Annotated in this window: 15 protein-coding genes; 13 read left to right on the top strand and 2 right to left on the bottom strand. The window is 73.1% G+C overall.

The features are described from left to right. Nucleotides 1-89: 89 nt before the first annotated feature. The 13 genes from LIV37_RS37980 (at nucleotide 90) to der (ending at nucleotide 14,517) form a co-directional block, all read left to right on the top strand. Nucleotides 90-716 (top strand): NUDIX domain-containing protein, encoded by a 627-nt coding sequence (locus tag LIV37_RS37980; protein ID WP_020872372.1) that lies wholly within the window; start codon nucleotides 90-92, stop codon nucleotides 714-716. 164 nt (nucleotides 717-880) lie between these two features. Beyond that, complete coding sequence (locus tag LIV37_RS37985; protein WP_020872373.1) at nucleotides 881-3,145, top strand: tetratricopeptide repeat protein; 2,265 nt, start codon at nucleotides 881-883, stop codon at nucleotides 3,143-3,145. Between the two features lie 226 nt (nucleotides 3,146-3,371). Next, a complete protein-coding gene (ald, locus tag LIV37_RS37990) occupies nucleotides 3,372-4,487 on the top strand; it encodes an alanine dehydrogenase (protein ID WP_121825030.1) in 1,116 nt (371 codons plus the stop codon). A gap of 560 nt (nucleotides 4,488-5,047) precedes the next feature. Further along, nucleotides 5,048-6,064, top strand: a complete 1,017-nt coding sequence (locus LIV37_RS37995; protein ID WP_020872375.1) for a ParA family protein — start codon at nucleotides 5,048-5,050, stop codon at nucleotides 6,062-6,064. Beyond that, nucleotides 6,049-6,630: a hypothetical protein gene (locus tag LIV37_RS38000; RefSeq protein WP_121824037.1), complete on the top strand. Its 582-nt coding sequence runs from the start codon at nucleotides 6,049-6,051 to the stop codon at nucleotides 6,628-6,630. The genes LIV37_RS37995 and LIV37_RS38000 overlap by 16 nt, the downstream gene beginning before the upstream one ends. A gap of 68 nt (nucleotides 6,631-6,698) precedes the next feature. After that, nucleotides 6,699-8,048, top strand: coding sequence for a segregation and condensation protein A (locus LIV37_RS38005; protein ID WP_121824036.1), 1,350 nt, complete (start codon nucleotides 6,699-6,701; stop codon nucleotides 8,046-8,048). Further along, nucleotides 8,045-8,701 carry an SMC-Scp complex subunit ScpB gene (scpB, locus tag LIV37_RS38010; protein ID WP_020872378.1) on the top strand — a complete coding sequence of 219 codons (657 nt, stop codon included), beginning with the start codon at nucleotides 8,045-8,047 and terminating at the stop codon, nucleotides 8,699-8,701. The genes LIV37_RS38005 and scpB overlap by 4 nt, the downstream gene beginning before the upstream one ends. Nucleotides 8,702-8,741: 40 nt before the next feature. Further along, nucleotides 8,742-9,848 (top strand): pseudouridine synthase, encoded by a 1,107-nt coding sequence (locus tag LIV37_RS38015; RefSeq protein WP_020872379.1) that lies wholly within the window; start codon nucleotides 8,742-8,744, stop codon nucleotides 9,846-9,848. Nucleotides 9,849-10,036: 188 nt separating this feature from the next. Next, nucleotides 10,037-10,399 carry a chorismate mutase gene (gene aroH / locus LIV37_RS38020; protein ID WP_020872380.1) on the top strand — a complete coding sequence of 121 codons (363 nt, stop codon included), beginning with the start codon at nucleotides 10,037-10,039 and terminating at the stop codon, nucleotides 10,397-10,399. Next, nucleotides 10,396-11,481: a prephenate dehydrogenase gene (locus LIV37_RS38025; protein ID WP_020872381.1), complete on the top strand. Its 1,086-nt coding sequence runs from the start codon at nucleotides 10,396-10,398 to the stop codon at nucleotides 11,479-11,481. Before aroH ends, LIV37_RS38025 begins: the two co-directional genes overlap by 4 nt. 141 nt (nucleotides 11,482-11,622) lie before the next feature. Next, nucleotides 11,623-12,327 (top strand): (d)CMP kinase, encoded by a 705-nt coding sequence (cmk, locus tag LIV37_RS38030; protein WP_020872382.1) that lies wholly within the window; start codon nucleotides 11,623-11,625, stop codon nucleotides 12,325-12,327. After that, the gene (locus tag LIV37_RS38035) at nucleotides 12,285-12,998 is read left to right on the top strand and encodes a lysophospholipid acyltransferase family protein (RefSeq protein WP_373920725.1); all 714 of its coding nucleotides are present in this window, start codon (nucleotides 12,285-12,287) and stop codon (nucleotides 12,996-12,998) included. The genes cmk and LIV37_RS38035 overlap by 43 nt, the downstream gene beginning before the upstream one ends. Nucleotides 12,999-13,053: 55 nt before the next feature. Then, nucleotides 13,054-14,517: a ribosome biogenesis GTPase Der gene (gene der / locus LIV37_RS38040; RefSeq protein WP_020872384.1), complete on the top strand. Its 1,464-nt coding sequence runs from the start codon at nucleotides 13,054-13,056 to the stop codon at nucleotides 14,515-14,517. Between the two features lie 91 nt (nucleotides 14,518-14,608). Here the strand turns inward: der and LIV37_RS38045 are convergent, their stop codons facing one another. Both LIV37_RS38045 and LIV37_RS38050 read right to left on the bottom strand, forming a co-directional pair. Further along, nucleotides 14,609-14,905: a hypothetical protein gene (locus LIV37_RS38045; RefSeq protein ID WP_309471182.1), complete on the bottom strand. Its 297-nt coding sequence runs from the start codon at nucleotides 14,903-14,905 to the stop codon at nucleotides 14,609-14,611. Nucleotides 14,906-15,072: 167 nt separating this feature from the next. After that, entirely contained in the window at nucleotides 15,073-16,011 is a 939-nt protein-coding gene (locus tag LIV37_RS38050) for a hypothetical protein (protein WP_373920726.1), read from the bottom strand. Nucleotides 16,012-16,131 lie beyond the last annotated feature (120 nt).

Consider the following 16,131-nt stretch of genomic DNA (forward strand, 5'->3'; position numbering starts at 1 on the left):
GGCGTCCGACCGTTACGGTTGGCGGGGGCGGGCGGCCGGCGCGGCCCACCGCCCCGTCAACCGCACGCGGAAAGGACGCTGAGGCAAGCATGCGCATCCAGGACACCCCCGAGGAATGGCCGGTCACCGCCACCGCCACGCCGTTCACCGGCAACAAGACGAGCGTGCGCACGGACGAGGTGGAGATGCCCGACGGGAGTCGGGCCAAGCGCGACTACCAGGTCCACCCCGGCTCCGTCGCCGTCCTCGCCCTGGACAGGGATGACCACGTGCTCGTGCTGCGGCAGTACCGGCACCCGGTCCGCCAGCGGCTGTGGGAGATCCCGGCCGGTCTCCTGGACATCCCCGGAGAGAACCCGCTGCACGCCGCCCAGCGGGAGCTGTACGAGGAGGCGCACGTCAAGGCCGAGGACTGGCGGGTCCTCATCGACCTCTACACCTCGCCCGGCGGCTGTGACGAGGCCGTGCGGATCTTCCTGGCCCGGGAGATCTCCGTGGCCGAGGGCGAGCGGTTCGAGGTCTCCGAGGAGGAGGCCGACATGGAGCTCGCCCGGGTGTCCCTGGAGGAGCTGGTGCGCGGCGCCCTCGCGGGCGAGCTGCACAACAACTGCCTCGCGACGGGCGCGCTGGCGCTGCGGGCGGCGCTCTCCGGCGACGGCGTCGACGCCCTCCGGCCCGCCGACGCCTCCTGGCCGGCCCGGCCCTTCGACGCCTGACCCACTGATGGGGCGCACGGGCCCCACTCGGCCTCGGTGAAGATCCGATGGAGTGATTTTCGGTCCGTGCTGTGGGCCGCGAGTACCGGGTAGCTGACGCGGAGTGAACTACGCTCATAGTGAGCCGAAGGGGCTCGTACGCGCAGGTGGACGGGAGTGGGCCCGTGGCGGAGCAGGCGGTCGACACCGATGGGGAGCCGGCGGCCCCAGGGAAGCGGCAGCCGCCGCCCACCGTGTCCGCTTCATCCGCTTCGTCCGCCCCCGGCCGTCCGCCGGAGTCCGCTCCCGGCCGTCCGCCGGAGTCCGTCCCCGGCCGTCCGCCCAAAGATGAGACGTCCTCCTCCGACACCCCGCCGCGGCAACGGCGCTCCACCGCCGACGCCCAGGACGGCGGGGTGTGGAGCGGGGCGACCAGGGCCGTGCTGTTCGCGGCGGCGGCCTCCGTGGGGCGGGGGTTCGCCGGGCGGCGGCGGGAGCTGCTCTCGCTGCGGGCCGACATCGAGCGCGCGGGTCTGGACACCCTCGCCGGCCGCAAGGCCGCCCGCAGCCGGGTGCTGCTGATCGCGGGCCGCCCCGGCTGGGGCCGTACGGCACTGGCCGAGGAGCTCGCCCGACGGCTCGCCGACGACTACCCCGACGGGGTGCTGAGCGCCCGGCTGACCACCTCCGCCGGTGATCCCGTCTCCACCGAGCGCACCGCCCGTGAGCTGCTGGGACGGCTCGGCGTGAGCGCCCCGCCGGGGGCGGACGAGGACGATCTGAGTGAGGCGCTGCGCGAGGCGCTCGACGGCAGGCGGGTGCTGCTGCTGCTCGACGACGTGGCCGGGGCCGAGCAGGTGGACGCCCTGCTGCCCGACGAGCCCGACTGCCTGGTGGTCGCCGTCTCGCGCGGCCCGCTGACCGGGGTGCCGGATGTGCGTCCGTGCACGGTGGGCGGGCTGGATGTGAGCGCGGCGGTCGGGCTGCTGGCGCAGTACACCGGGCCCACCCGGATCACCTGCGATCCGGTGGCCGCGCAGTCCCTGGTCGAGGAGTGCGCGGGCCAGCCCGCGGCGCTCGTCCTGGTCGGCGGCTGGCTCGCCGCCCGCCCGCAGGCGTCGGTGGCCGACGCCCTGGCCCGGCTGTGCGAACTGCCGCCGGACGAGGGCGACCACGACCACGGCGCCCGCCCGCTGACCCGCGCCTTCCGGCTGGCCTACGCCGCGCTGCCGTCGGCCGTCGCCCGGATGCTGCGGCTGCTGGTACTGGCGCCCGGCGGATCGGCCGACGCCCAGATCGCCTCCGCGCTGGCCGGCTGCTCGGTGGCGGACGGCGAGGCGGCGCTGGAGGGCTTCGCCGCGTACGGGATGCTGCGCCCGCGCGGCCCCGGCCGCTACCTGGTGCCCGGCTGTCTCGATCCGCTGCTGCGGGAGCGGCTGGCGGCCGAGGAGCGCCCGGCGGAGGTGGAGCTGGCGCGGGCGCGGATGCTGGAGCGCGCCGTACGGCAGCTGCACGCCTGCCGGCTGGCCGCCGAGCCAGCGGGTTCCCCGGGCCGGAAGAAGCTGGCCGGGATGCCGAAGCCGCTGCGGTTTTCGTCGTCGGCGGAGGCGGCCGGCTGGCTGGAGGAGCGGCTGCCCACGCTGATCGAGGCCGCCCGGCTGGCCGTCGAGACCGGTCAACTCGACACCCTGGCACGGCGGTTGGTGGCCGCGCTGACCCACGCCCTGACCGCCCACCGGGGCTTCGACGGCGCGGCGGTGGAGCTGTACGGGCTGCATCAGCTGGTGCTGGACGTGGCCCGGCGCCGCGATCTGCCGGTGGAGCGGGCGGCCGCGCTGCTGAACCTCGGCGATCTGGACGGTGGGGCGGGCCGGGTGGACAAGGCGCTCGCCCGCTACAAGAGCGCCCTGGAGGCCGCCCGCGCCTCGGGCGATCCGTATACGACCGGGCGTGCGCTGGAGTCGATCGGCGGCACGTACCAGGCGCTGGAGGACTGGCACCGGGCGGCCGACTGGTTCGGACGCGCCCTGGAGCTGCGGCTGAGCCGCCGCGACACGCCCGCGGCGGCCCGGCTGTACGCACGGCTCGGCACCGTCCACGGCTACGCCGGGCGGTGGGGCGAGGCGCTGCGCGACTGGCGCGCCGCCGCGGCCGCCTGCCGCCGGGCGGACGACCGGCCGGGGTATGCCCGGGCGCTCAGCGGTACCGCGGACGCCCAGGAGCGGTCGGGCCGGCCGAGGGAGGCGCTGCGCACCTGGGCGGAGACCGCCGCGGCCGCCCGGACCTGCGGTGACACCGGGCTGCACGCCGAGCTGGCGCGCCATGCGGCGGACGCGATGGACCGGCTCGGCGGGGATCCCGCGGTGGCGCGGTCGCTGCGGCGAACCGCCCGGAGGATCGAGGCGGGCGAGGCGGAAGACACCGGTCCGTCACCTCAGAGTGGGGACTGAAACCCTGTCGACCTACGAAATCAGTAGTGGTCTTCCAAAAGATTGATGCATTGCAAGGCTAGACAGCGCGACGTCCTTCATTAGACTGGCTGTACCGCGATTGTTGCGGTCGTCTCCGGCATGCGGACGCATCTGCCGGTTTGCCTGTCTATGGTCGATGGTGTATTGGCCCATGGCCGGCTATGGCGATATGTTCCTTTTCCCCCATTCAAGGACCGTGATCGACGTGAAGGTCGGTATCCCCCGCGAGGTCAAGAACAACGAGTTCCGTGTGGCCATCACCCCCGCCGGTGTGCACGAGCTGGTCCGAGGCGGCCATGAGGTCGTCATCGAGCGGAGTGCGGGCCTCGGCTCGTCCATCACGGACGAGGAGTACACCGCCGCCGGTGCGCACATCCTCGGCACCGCCGACGAGGTCTGGGCCACGGCCGACCTGCTGCTGAAGGTCAAGGAGCCCGTCGCGGAGGAGTACCACCGGCTGCGCAAGGGCCAGACGCTCTTCACCTATCTGCACCTGGCCGCCTCCCGGGCCTGCACCGACGCGCTGCTGGAGTCCGGCACCACCGCCATCGCCTACGAGACGGTCGAGACCGCGAACCGCGCCCTGCCGCTGCTCGCGCCGATGTCCGAGGTCGCGGGCCGGATCGCGCCGCAGGTCGGCGCGTACCACCTGATGCGCTCGGCCGGCGGCCGCGGTGTGCTGCCCGGCGGGGTGCCGGGTGTGGCCGCCGGGCGGGCCGTGGTCATCGGCGGTGGCGTCTCCGGGTGGAACGCCGCCCAGATCGCCATCGGCATGGGCTTCCACGTCACCCTGCTCGACAAGGACATCAACAAGCTGCGCGAGGCCGACCGGATCTTCGGCAACCGGGTGCAGACCATCGCCTCCAACGCCTATGAGCTGGAGAAGGCCGTCCTCGATGCCGACCTGGTCATCGGCGCGGTGCTCATCCCGGGCGCCAAGGCGCCCAAGCTGGTCACCAACGAGCTGGTGTCCCGGATGAAGCCGGGAAGTGTCCTTGTCGACATCGCGATCGACCAGGGCGGCTGCTTCGAGGACTCCCGTCCCACCACCCACGCCGAGCCGACCTTCGAGGTCCACAACTCGGTCTTCTACTGCGTGGCCAACATGCCCGGCGCGGTGCCGAACACCTCCACCCACGCGCTCACCAACGCCACGCTCCCGTACATCGTGGAGCTGGCCAACCGCGGCTGGCGGGAGGCGCTGCGCAGGGACGCCGCGCTGGCCAAGGGGCTCAACACCCATGAGGGCCAGGTCGTCTACGGCCCGGTCGCCGAGGCCCATGAGCTGCCCGCCGTCGAACTGGGCTCGCTGATCGGCTGAATGGCGCCCGGAGTTCACCGGCCCCGGTCGCCGGGGCCCGTCGACCCGGGTTGCCGGACGGTCAACACCGACCGTCAACCACATGTCAACATCGGGCATCCGGCCGGGTCTTGTCGAAGGACGAGGCCCGGCCGAAGGTGTGTCCGCTGTGCCCCGTATCGCCTGCGGACCACCGCTCGGCCAACTCGCCCTAAATGCAACTATTCAGACGCTTTATGCGGTGGTGAAATCTCCGCGGCACCGTTCACACGCCCTTGACATCGGGGTGTTCGATTGCCGACACATCGTGCCGTGTCCGGTGGATTGTGTTGCTGCGGACCGGTGACACGCCATAGAGTCGCCAACCGTCGGCATGGTGTCACGCTGACCTATAGAGAAATTTCCTGGTCACCAAGGAGGTAGGACGACTTGTGAATGAGTCGACATTTTCTCCCGGGGGTGGTCAACCAGGACCGGCTGCGCGGGGCCAGGGCCCCTCGGGGCTCGAGGCTGTCGGCTCCGTCGCTGTCCGTACCTTCGCAACCCGCCAGAGCCCGACGACAGCCCACCAGAGCCACAGCATGGACGGCCATCACGTGAACGCCATGGCCGGCGACCAGGGGGGCACGGATCCCGCCCGCTTCGCCGACTACGACGACCTCCCCGACGGGCACTTCTACGACCCGGACGCGGAGTACGAGCCAGACCCCGAATACGCGGCCACGCTCGCACCCGACGCTGCCCGTCAGCGCCGCGAGCGGATCGGCCCCACCGGGCGTCCGCTGCCGTACTTCCCGATCCCCGGGCCGCTGACCGACCACGGTCCCGCGAAGATCATCGCGATGTGCAACCAGAAGGGCGGGGTCGGCAAGACCACCTCCACCATCAACCTGGGCGCGGCCCTGGCCGAGTACGGCCGCCGGGTCCTGCTCGTCGACTTCGACCCGCAGGGCGCCCTGTCGGTCGGCCTCGGGGTCAACCCGATGGAGCTCGACCTCACGGTCTACAACCTGCTCATGGAGCGGGGCATGTCGGCCGACGAGGTGCTGCTGAAGACGGCCGTGCCCAACATGGACCTGCTGCCCAGCAATATCGACTTGTCGGCCGCCGAGGTGCAGCTGGTGAGCGAGGTCGCCCGGGAGTCGACCCTCCAGCGCGCGCTCAAGCCGCTGATGGCCGACTACGACTACATCGTCATCGACTGCCAGCCCTCGCTCGGTCTGCTCACCGTCAACGCGCTGACCGCCGCGCACAAGGTGATCGTGCCGCTGGAGTGCGAGTTCTTCGCGCTGCGCGGTGTGGCGTTGCTCACGGAGACGATCGAGAAGGTCCAGGAGCGGCTCAACCCCGACCTGGAGCTGGACGGCATCCTCGCCACGATGTACGACTCGCGCACCGTGCACAGCCGTGAGGTCCTCGCCCGCGTGGTCGAGGCGTTCGACGATCACGTCTACCACACGGTCATCGGCCGTACGGTCCGCTTCCCCGAGACCACGGTCGCGGGTGAGCCGATCACCACGTACGCGTCCAACTCCGTCGGTGCCGCCGCCTATCGCCAGCTCGCCAGGGAGGTGCTCGCCCGGTGTCACGCCGAGTGAGTCTGCCGGGAGCCGACGAACTGTTCCGCACCACGGGAGGGATGGGCCTCCAGTCCTCCGCTCCCGCCGCCGGGCGCCGCCAGGCGAACGGCGAGGGCCCCCGGGTGCCCCCGCCCGCCGCCGAACCCGACGTGGGCGCCGAGCCGCGCGAAGGGCAGGAGCAGCGCGGGGACGGTGAACAGTCCGGCTCGGGCGAACACACGGGACGGGAGACGGCCTCCCAGGACGCGGTCGGCGAGCGGCGCCCCGCCGCCGGGGACCGGCCCAAGGGCCGTCAGGCCCAGGGCGGTTCGGCCACGGCCGAGCAGAACGGCCCGGCCCGCCGCCGCGCCCGTACGCCGAACCGCAGGCCCAGCGGGCGCGAGCGCCACGACGAGAAGATCACCGTCTATGTCTCCGCCGAGGAGCTGATGGACCTCGAGCACGCGCGCCTGGTGCTCCGCGGCGAGCACGGGCTCGCCGTCGACCGCGGCCGGATCGTCCGTGAGGCGGTCGCGGTCGTCCTCGCCGACCTGGAGTCGCGCGGCGACGCGAGCATCCTGGTGCGCCGCCTCCGCGGCCGTTGACCGGGCCGGGCGATAGCCTGCCCGGTCGTACGGGCTGCCCCGCCCGGCCCTGAGCACCCTGGACCGCGATGCCGACGAACGACACCCCCGCCCCGCCGCCCCGCCCCTCCCGCCGCACCCTCGGCCGGGGGCCCGGCACGGCGCCGCCCGGGACGGGTCCGGACCGGTCCACCGAGCCGTCGCTTCCACAGGATGCCTCTCAGAGCCCCGCTCCGCCCCCGGCGGAGGATGCGGCCGAAGAGCCGCAGAACGGCGCCCAGACGGCGCCCGAGGCCCCTGCTGAGCCGTCCGAGGCGCCTGCCCCGCCCGTTGCGCTCGTTGCGTCCGCCGTGCCCGTAGCGCCCGAGGAGCGCGGGACGCGCGAGGTCGTCGTAGAGCCCGAGGCGCCCGCCGCACCCGAGGCCGTCGCGGAGCCTGAGCCGGTGCACGCGCGGGCCGACCTCGACGCGGCACCCCCAGCGGGCGGGCACGGCGGTGAGGCGGCCGGGGCGGCGAGCGGCGAGGCTGATGCGAGCAGTAGGGCTGACGCGAGTGGTGGGGGCGGTCAGGGCGAGGCGCCGGCCCAGGACGGTGGCAACCGGTTCACCGTGCGGCTTGACAACTTCGAGGGGCCCTTCGACCTCCTCCTCCAGCTGATCTCCAAGCACAAGCTGGACGTCACCGAGGTCGCCCTCTCCAAGGTCACCGACGAGTTCATGGCCCATATCCGCGCCATGGGGCCGGACTGGGACCTCGACCAGACCACCGAGTTCCTCGTCGTCGCGGCGACCCTGCTGGATCTCAAGGCGGCCAGGCTGCTGCCCGCCGCCGAGGTCGAGGACGAGGCGGACCTGGCGCTGCTGGAGGCGCGCGATCTGCTCTTCGCCCGGCTGCTCCAGTACCGCGCGTACAAACAGATCGCGGACATCTTCAACGACCGGCTGACCGCCGAGGCGGCCCGGCACCCCCGTACCGTCGGCCTGGAGCCGCACCACGCCGAGCTGCTCCCCGACGTCGTCATCAGCATCGGCCCCGAGGGCTTCGCCAAGCTGGCCGTCAAGGCGATGCAGCCCAAGCCCAAGCCGCAGGTCTACGTCGACCACATCCACGCCCCGCTGGTCAGCGTCCGGGAGCAGGCCGAGGTGGTGGTCGCGCGGCTGCGGGAGCTGGGGGAGGCGACCTTCGCCGCGCTCACCGAGGACGCTCCCGACGTCCTTACGGTCGTCGCGCGCTTCCTGGCGCTCCTGGAGCTCTACCGGGAGCGCGCGATCCTCCTGGACCAGCCGGAGGCGCTGGGGTCGCTCATGGTCCGCTGGACGGGCGAGGCGGGTGAGCGGCCACTGGTCACCGACGAGTTCGACCAGGAGGCCAAGCCCCGTAAGGAGCCCGAGAAGGAGACGGCCACGTCCGAGAAGGAGAAGGAAGAGGTAGCGAGTTGAGCGAGCAGCGGACACCCGCCGGGCTCTCCGAGGTCGCCGAGCTGGACCTCAAGCCCGCCCTGGAGGCCGTCCTCATGGTCGTCGACGAGCCCGCCACCGAGGAGAACCTCGCCAAGGTCCTCCAGCGGCCGCGTCGCGCCGTCGCGGACGCGCTGCGCGAGCTGGCCGACGAGTACGCGACCCAGGGCCGGGGCTTCGAGCTGCGGCTGGTCGCGGGCGGCTGGCGCTACTACACGCGCCCGGCCTACGCCGCCGCCGTCGAGGGGTTCGTCCTGGACGGCCAGCAGGCCCGGCTCACCCAGGCCGCTTTGGAAACCCTCGCGGTGGTCGCGTACCGTCAGCCGGTCAGCCGTTCCCGAGTCTCGGCCGTCCGCGGCGTCAACTGCGATGGCGTGATGCGGACCCTCCTCCAGCGGGGCCTGGTCGAGGAGGCGGGCACGGAACCCGAAACAGGTGCGATCCTGTACAGGACGACGAACTACTTCCTGGAGCGGATGGGCCTGCGGGGGCTGGACGAGCTCCCGGAGCTCGCGCCGTTCCTCCCCGAGGCGGACGCGGTCGAGGGCGAGTCCCAGGAGGGCGTGCCGTCGTTCGATCCGGACGCCATCGACAGCGATGACGCGCAGGACGACGCAGAACGCACGACGACGTAGAACACCGAGCCGACAGCGGCCACTCTCAGACGGAAACTTGATGCGAAGCAGCGGCAGGAACAGCAGGGGCAGCGGTAGCGGCGGCAAGAACTACCGAGGCGCGGGGAACAGGCGCGACGAGCAGCAGCAGCGCGCCGGCCGCCCCCGCCCCGAAGAGCGCCGCTACGACGCGGGCGGCGGCCCCAAGGCGGGCCCCAAGGGCTCCCAGGGCGGACCCAAGGGCTCCCAGGGGTCTCAGGGCGGCCCCAGGACGGGCTCCCAGGGCTCCCAGGGCGGCGGCCCCAAGGCCGGTGGCCCCAAGGGTGGCGGCCGTGGCCGCAAGCCGGGCCCGGCCCGTCCGCGCGAGTACGAGGCGCAGATAGAGGAGCGCAACCGTGCCCGCCACGACAAGCCGCGGGTCAAGATGCCCAAGACCTTCGGTGAGCAGGAGGGTGAGCGGCTCCAGAAGGTGCTCGCCCGCGCGGGCATGGGCTCGCGCCGCGCCTGTGAGGAGCTGATCGACCAGGCCCGGGTCGAGGTCAACGGCAAGATCGTGACCGAGCAGGGGCTGCGCGTCGACCCCGAGAAGGACGAGATCAAGGTCGACGGGCTGACCGTGGCCACCCAGTCGTACCTCTTCTTCGCGCTGAACAAGCCCGCCGGTGTCGTCTCCACCATGGAGGACCCCGACGGCCGCCAGTGCCTGGGCGACTATGTGACCAACCGCGAGACCCGGCTCTTCCACGTCGGCCGCCTCGACACCGAGACCGAGGGCATCATCCTGCTCACCAACCACGGTGAGCTGGCCCACCGCCTCACCCACCCCCGCTACGGCGTGCGGAAGACCTATCTCGCCGCCATCCAGGGCCCGCTCCCGCGCGACCTGGGCAAGCGGCTCAAGAGCGGCATCGAGCTCGAGGACGGCTACGCCCGCGCCGACCACTTCCGGGTGGTGCAGAACACCGGCAAGAACTATCTGGTCGAGGTGAGCCTGCACGAGGGCCGCAAGCACATCGTGCGGCGGATGCTCGCCGAGGCCGGCTTCCCGGTCGACAAGCTGGTGCGGACGGCCTTCGGCCCGATCGCGCTCGGCGACCAGAAGTCCGGCTGGCTGCGCCGGCTGACCAACACCGAGGTCGGCATGCTCATGCGCGAGGTCGAGCTCTGATCCGGACCCGGCGCCGCTGACGGACCCGGCGCCGTTGAGGGCCCCGGCCGTCGGCGGGCCGCCGCGTCTCGACCAGCGGTCGCCCCGGGAGCCTGTCCGACCCGCTCGTTACGCTGATCGGGAGTGCGGCCGAACACCGCGGCCGCGTCCGACGCACAACAGGCACAGCGCGCACAGGGGAGCGAGACGTGGCGGTACGAGCGGTCCGCGGGGCCGTCCAGCTGGACCGGGACGAGCCGGAGCACATGCATGAGCAGGTCTCCGCGCTGCTGACCGCCATCCTGGAGCGGAACACCCTCGACCCGGACGACCTGATCAGCGTGTGGTTCACGGCCACTCCCGATCTGCACAGCGACTTCCCGGCGGTCGCCGCCCGCAAGCTGGGCATCACCGACGTACCGCTGATCTGCGCCCAGGAGCTGGACATACAAGGGGCCATGCCCCGCGTCGTCCGCATCCTGGCGCATGTCGAGACCTCCCTGTCCAAGTCCGATGTCGCCCATGTCTACCTGGGCGCCGCCGGCTCCCTCCGCAAGGACATCGCCCAATGAGAACCGCCCTCGTCATCGGCACCGGCCTGATCGGCACCTCCGCCGCGCTGGCCCTGGCCGGCCGCGGCGTCCAGGTGCACCTCGCCGACCACGACGAGGCCCAGGCGCGCACCGCCGAGGCGCGCGGCGCCGGGACTCAGGGCCAGCCCGAGGGGCCCGTGGACCTGGCGATCGTCGCCGTGCCCCCGGCGTACGTGGCGGTGACGGTGGCCGATGTGCTGCGCCGCGGCCTGGCCCGCGGCGTCCTGGACGTCGCCAGCGTCAAGGGCGGCCCGCGCCGTGAGCTGGAGGCCCTGGGCTGCGATCTGACCCGCTACATCGGCACGCATCCGATGGCGGGCCGGGAGCGCTCCGGGCCGCTGGCCGCCACCGCCGACCTCTTCGAGGGGCGGCCCTGGGTGCTCACACCCACCGGCGGCACCGACACCGAGGTGCTCAACCTCGCGCTCGAACTGGTCGCGCTGTGCCGGGCGGTGCCCGTGGTGATGGAGGACGAGGCCCACGACCGGGCGGTGGCGCTCGTCTCGCACACCCCCCACCTGCTGTCCAGCATGGTCGCCGCGCGGCTCCAGGACGCCGATGAGACGGCGGTCCGGCTGTGCGGGCAGGGCATCCGCGACGTCACCAGGATCGCGGCCTCCGACCCCGCCATGTGGATCGACATCCTGTCCGCCAACCCCGGCCCGGTGGCCGATGTGCTCGCCGCCGTCGCCGCCGACCTGGACGAGACGGTACGGGCGCTGCGCGCGCTCCAGTCCGCCGACGAGGCCAAGCGCGGCGGCGGCGCGGCCGGGATCGAGGACGTGCTGCGCCGGGGCAACGCCGGGCGCGAGCGGGTGCCGGGCAAGCACGGCGCCGCCTCGGCCGTCTATGAGACCGTGACGGTGCTCATCGGCGACCAGCCGGGCGAGCTGGCCCGGATCTTCGCCGACGCGGGCCGGGCGGGTGTCAACATCGAGGACGTCCGGATCGAGCACGCCACCGGGCAGCAGGCCGGTCTGATCCAGCTGGTGGTCGAGCCCTCGGCGGCCCCGGGGCTCACCCAGGCCCTGCGGGAGCGGGGATGGTCCATCCGGCAGTAGCGGCGGAGCGGACCCGCCCACGGCCCCGGCCCGGGGCCGTCCCCCAGGGTGCGAAGCCGCCCGGAGGAAGCCAGTAACCTTGTCCGAGGCTCACATGGCCCGTTCAACTCAGCCCCGTGCACACGAAAGGTGTCTGTCACCGTGGAAACCGCCGCCCGGACCGCCCCGGCCGCAGTGATTGTCGCGATCGACGGCCCCGCAGGCACGGGCAAGTCCAGTACCTCGAAGGCCGTCGCCGCCAAGCTGGGCCTGGGCTACCTGGACACCGGCGCCCAGTACCGGGCGATCACCTGGTGGATGGTGGCCAACGGCATCGACGTCGAGGACGCCGTGGCCGTGGCCGACGCCGCGGGCAAGCCCGCCATCGTCTCCGGCACCCACCCGGCCAACCCGACGATCACCGTCGACGGCACCGATGTCTCCGGGCCGATCCGCACCCAGGAGGTCACCTCGCGGGTCAGCGCGGTCAGCGCGGTGCCCGAGGTGCGGACCGTGATCACCGAGCTCCAGCGGACCATCGCCGCCGAGGCGCCGCGCGGCATCGTGGTCGAGGGCCGGGACATCGGCACCACGGTCCTCCCGGACGCCGACCTCAAGATCTTCCTGACCGCCTCCCCGGAGGTCCGGGCGGCCCGCCGCAGCGGTGAGCTGAAGGGCAAGGAGGCCGGCGACCTGGCCGCCACCCAGGCCGCGCTGGCCAAGCGGGACGCCCTGGACTCGGGCCGCAAGACCTCGCCGCTGGCCAAGGCGGACGACGCGGTCGAGGTGGACACCTCCGAGCTCACCCTCGACCAGGTCATCGAGTGCGTGGTCACCCTCGTCGAGGAGAAGCGGACGGTCGCGTGAGCACCACCGACGGGACACTTCCCAGCGCGGCCGGGGCCGCCGTGGGTCGGCGGATCGGCATCGGTCTGATGTACGGGCTGTGGCGGCCGCGGGTGCTGGGCGCGTGGCGGATCCCGTCCGCCGGGCCCGTCATCCTCGCGGGGAACCACTCCCACAACATCGACGGCCCGATGCTGATCGGCACCTCGCCGCGGCCGGTGCACTTCCTGGTCAAGAAGGAGGCGTTCATCGGCCCGCTGGACCCGTTCCTGCTCGCCATCGGGCAGCTGAAGGTGGACCGTACGAGCGCCGACCGTGCCGCGATCGGCCAGGCCCTGGGGGTGCTGGAGCGCGGCGGGGTGCTCGGGATCTTCCCCGAGGGCACCCGGGGCGACGGCGACTTCGCCTCGCTGCGCTCGGGGCTCGCGTACTTCGCGGTGCGCTCCGGCGCGCCGATCGTGCCGGTGGCGGTGTTCGGCACCGCCACCCCGCGTGACGACGGCCGGTCCAGGCCGCTGCCCCGGCTGCGCAGCAGGATCGACGTGGTGTTCGGCGACCCGTTCGAGGCGGGGGACGGCAGCGGCAGGCGGACGCGGGCGGCCCTGGACCAGGCCACCGAGCGCATCCAGAAGCGGCTGGGTGCGCATCTGGGCACCGCCAGGCGACTGACCGGCCGACCGGATCAGACATAGACCCGCGCACCGCCAAGGGTGGTGCGCGGTACTGAGGGACGACGAGGAAATCTTCATGAACGACCAGATCCACAGCGGCGGCGACGAGCACGGGGAGCTTGGCGACGCCGAGTACGCGGAGTTCATGGAGCTCGCCGCGCAAGAGGGCTTCGACCCGACGGAGGTCGAGGGCGACCTCGCCGCGGCCGGGCACGGCCCGCTGCCGGTGCTGGCCGTCGTCGGCCGCCCCAACGTCGGCAAGTCCACCCTGGTGAACCGGATCCTCGGCCGCCGGGAGGCGGTCGTGGAGGACCGCCCAGGCGTCACCCGTGACCGGGTGACCTACGAGGCCGAGTGGTCCGGCCGCCGCTTCAAGGTGGTCGACACCGGCGGCTGGGAACAGGACGTGCTCGGCATCGACGCGTCCGTGGCCGCCCAGGCCGAGTTCGCGATCGAGGCCGCCGACGCGGTGGTCTTCGTCGTGGACGCCACCGTGGGTGCCACCGACACCGACGAGGCCGTGGTCAAGCTGCTGCGCCGGGCCGGAAAGCCCGTGGTGCTGTGCGCCAACAAGGTCGACGGGCCCAGCGGCGAGGCCGATGCCGCGATGCTGTGGTCGCTGGGCCTCGGCGAGCCGTACGCGGTCTCCGCGCTGCACGGCCGCGGCACCGGCGACATGCTCGACGCGGTCCTGGAGGCGCTGCCCGAGGCCCCGGCCCAGACCTTCGGGGCGACGGTCGGCGGACCGCGCCGGATCGCCCTGATCGGCCGCCCGAACGTGGGCAAGTCCTCGCTGCTCAACAAGGTCGCGGGCGAGGAGCGGGTGGTCGTCAACGAGGTGGCGGGCACCACCCGCGACCCGGTCGACGAGATGATCGAACTCGGCGGCATCACCTGGAAGTTCGTCGACACCGCCGGTATCCGCCGCCGGGTCCACCTCCAGGAGGGCGCCGACTACTACGCCTCGCTGCGCACCGCGGCCGCCGTGGAGAAGGCGGAGGTCGCGGTCGTGCTGATCGACGCCAGCGAGTCCATCAGCGTCCAGGACCAGCGGATCATCACGATGGCCGTCGAGGCCGGGCGCGCGCTCGTCATCGCCTACAACAAGTGGGACACCCTGGACGAGGAGCGCCGCTACTACCTCGAGCGCGAGATCGAGACGGAGCTGGTGCAGATCCAGTGGGCGCCGCGGGTCAATGTCTCGGCCCGCACCGGCCGCCATATGGAGAAGCTGGTCCCGGCGGTCGAGACGGCGCTGGCCGGCTGGGAGACCCGCGTCCCGACCGGGCGGCTCAACTCCTTCCTCGGCGAGATCGTCGCCTCCCATCCGCATCCGATCCGGGGCGGCAAGCAGCCGCGGATCCTCTTCGGGACGCAGGCCGGGACCCGGCCGCCGCGGTTCGTGCTCTTCGCCTCGGGCTTCCTGGAGGCGGGCTACCGCCGCTTCATCGAGCGGCGGCTGCGCGAGGAGTTCGGCTTCGAGGGGACGCCGCTGCAGATCTCGGTGCGGGTGCGCGAGAAGCGCGGCCGTAAGAAGTAGCGGTAGCGCGGTCGCGGGACATGGCGGCGGTCGCGGGACATGGCGGCGGCCGCGCCGGGGGGCTCACGCCGCCCCGGCCCCCGGCACCGCGTCAGTACGTGTGACCCGGCTCCTCGCCCCGGCCGGGCGGGAGCGCGGGGACATAGCCGCGGTGGTACAGCTCGTCGGTGTGCCAGGTCCCGTCGTGGTCGTCCGGGCGGCCGTAGCCGCTGACGAGGCCCCGGGGCTGGCCGATGGCGGCGAACGCCACGAACTCCATGTTCTCCTCGTCCGAGCGGTCACCGGGCAGCGCCCGGAACAGCCTGCGGTACTCCGCGTACAACGCGTCGTAGATCGGCGTGGCGGAGTGGCGCCAGGGATCGTGCGCTGCCTCCAGCGCGGGGCGCATGGCCGGAATGCAGCCGTATGAGGGGGAACGGTAGGAGAGGTCGTATGCGTGCACGTATGTGCCAACGACCCGGCCGCCCGTCGGATGCGGCATCGGTGGCGAATGGGCTGCCCACCAAGGATCGGTGAGGTCCGGGGGCAGGCCCGGGACGGCGGCGGCCATGGCGGTCATGTGCCCGCGAGCGGCATCGAAGCGCCGACCAGAGCGCCGCGCGCGGCGGCCCGGTCCAGCGCCGCGCGCAGTTGGTCCTCGCGCGGCTGGGTGCCGATCGTGCCCGCGGCCGCGGCGTAGACCAGCACCTTCCGGGAGCGGCCGACGGCGCTCCGCCAGCCCTCGCTCAGCGGCATCGGGCTGTGCGCCTGCCACCAGGCCACCGGGTGGCCGCCGCCTGGCGCCGGCATCAGCACCGCGTGCAGCCGCCCCATGGCCAGCAGCACCGACCAGCCCGGGTTGGGCGCGGGCGGCCGGCCCAGATCGACCACCGGGGCGAACCCCTGCTCGCTGAGGAGCTGCAGGAATTCATCGCCGTGGCCGATCGAACCGGGGCGGATGATCGGCGCGGTCGGCTCCACCACCAGCGCCGCGCACGCCTCCTGACCGACCAGCACCACGCCGCTGGTCACACCGAGCACCGCCTGCTGCGGCACCGGCGCGGGCCCGGACGGCGCCGGGGTGTGCGCCACGGCGACGGGCGACACCGGTGCCGGGGCCGGGGCGGGCGACGGGGCCTGGGCCGGGGCCGCCGGGCCGGGGAAGTACGACGTGGCGGCGTGCGACCCGGCCGGTACGGGCGGCGCGTGGGAGGCCTCGGCGGCCGGCGGCGCGGTGTCCTCACCCGTGATGGACCGCACCGCACCGCGCAACTGGTCCTCCGAGACCGGGACGACCTGGGAGGGCACGCAGGTGGCGTGCGCGAAGGCCAGCACCGCCGTCTCCTGCCCCACGAAGAGCACGGTGCTGGTCCGCTCCTGCTCGGTGTTGCCGGGGGTGCGGCAGGACGTGCAGTCGTAGGCGCCCGGGGCGTTGTCCCCGGCGAGCAGCCGGTCGGCTTCTTCGTCGCCGATCTCGGCGCGTACGTCATCGCTGACGTCGAGCATGCGCGGCACGGGTGGCTCCTCGGTCTCGGTGGGTGGGCCGAGTGGTTCCCGGCTCATACGTAGACAACGGGCCATGCGGGGCGTGGGTCACGCGCCCGGCCACCCCGCGGTCTGATGCGCCGTCGGGCC

Source organism: Streptomyces rapamycinicus NRRL 5491 (assembly GCF_024298965.1).
In the GTDB taxonomy this organism is placed as follows: Bacteria; Actinomycetota; Actinomycetes; order Streptomycetales; family Streptomycetaceae; genus Streptomyces; species Streptomyces rapamycinicus.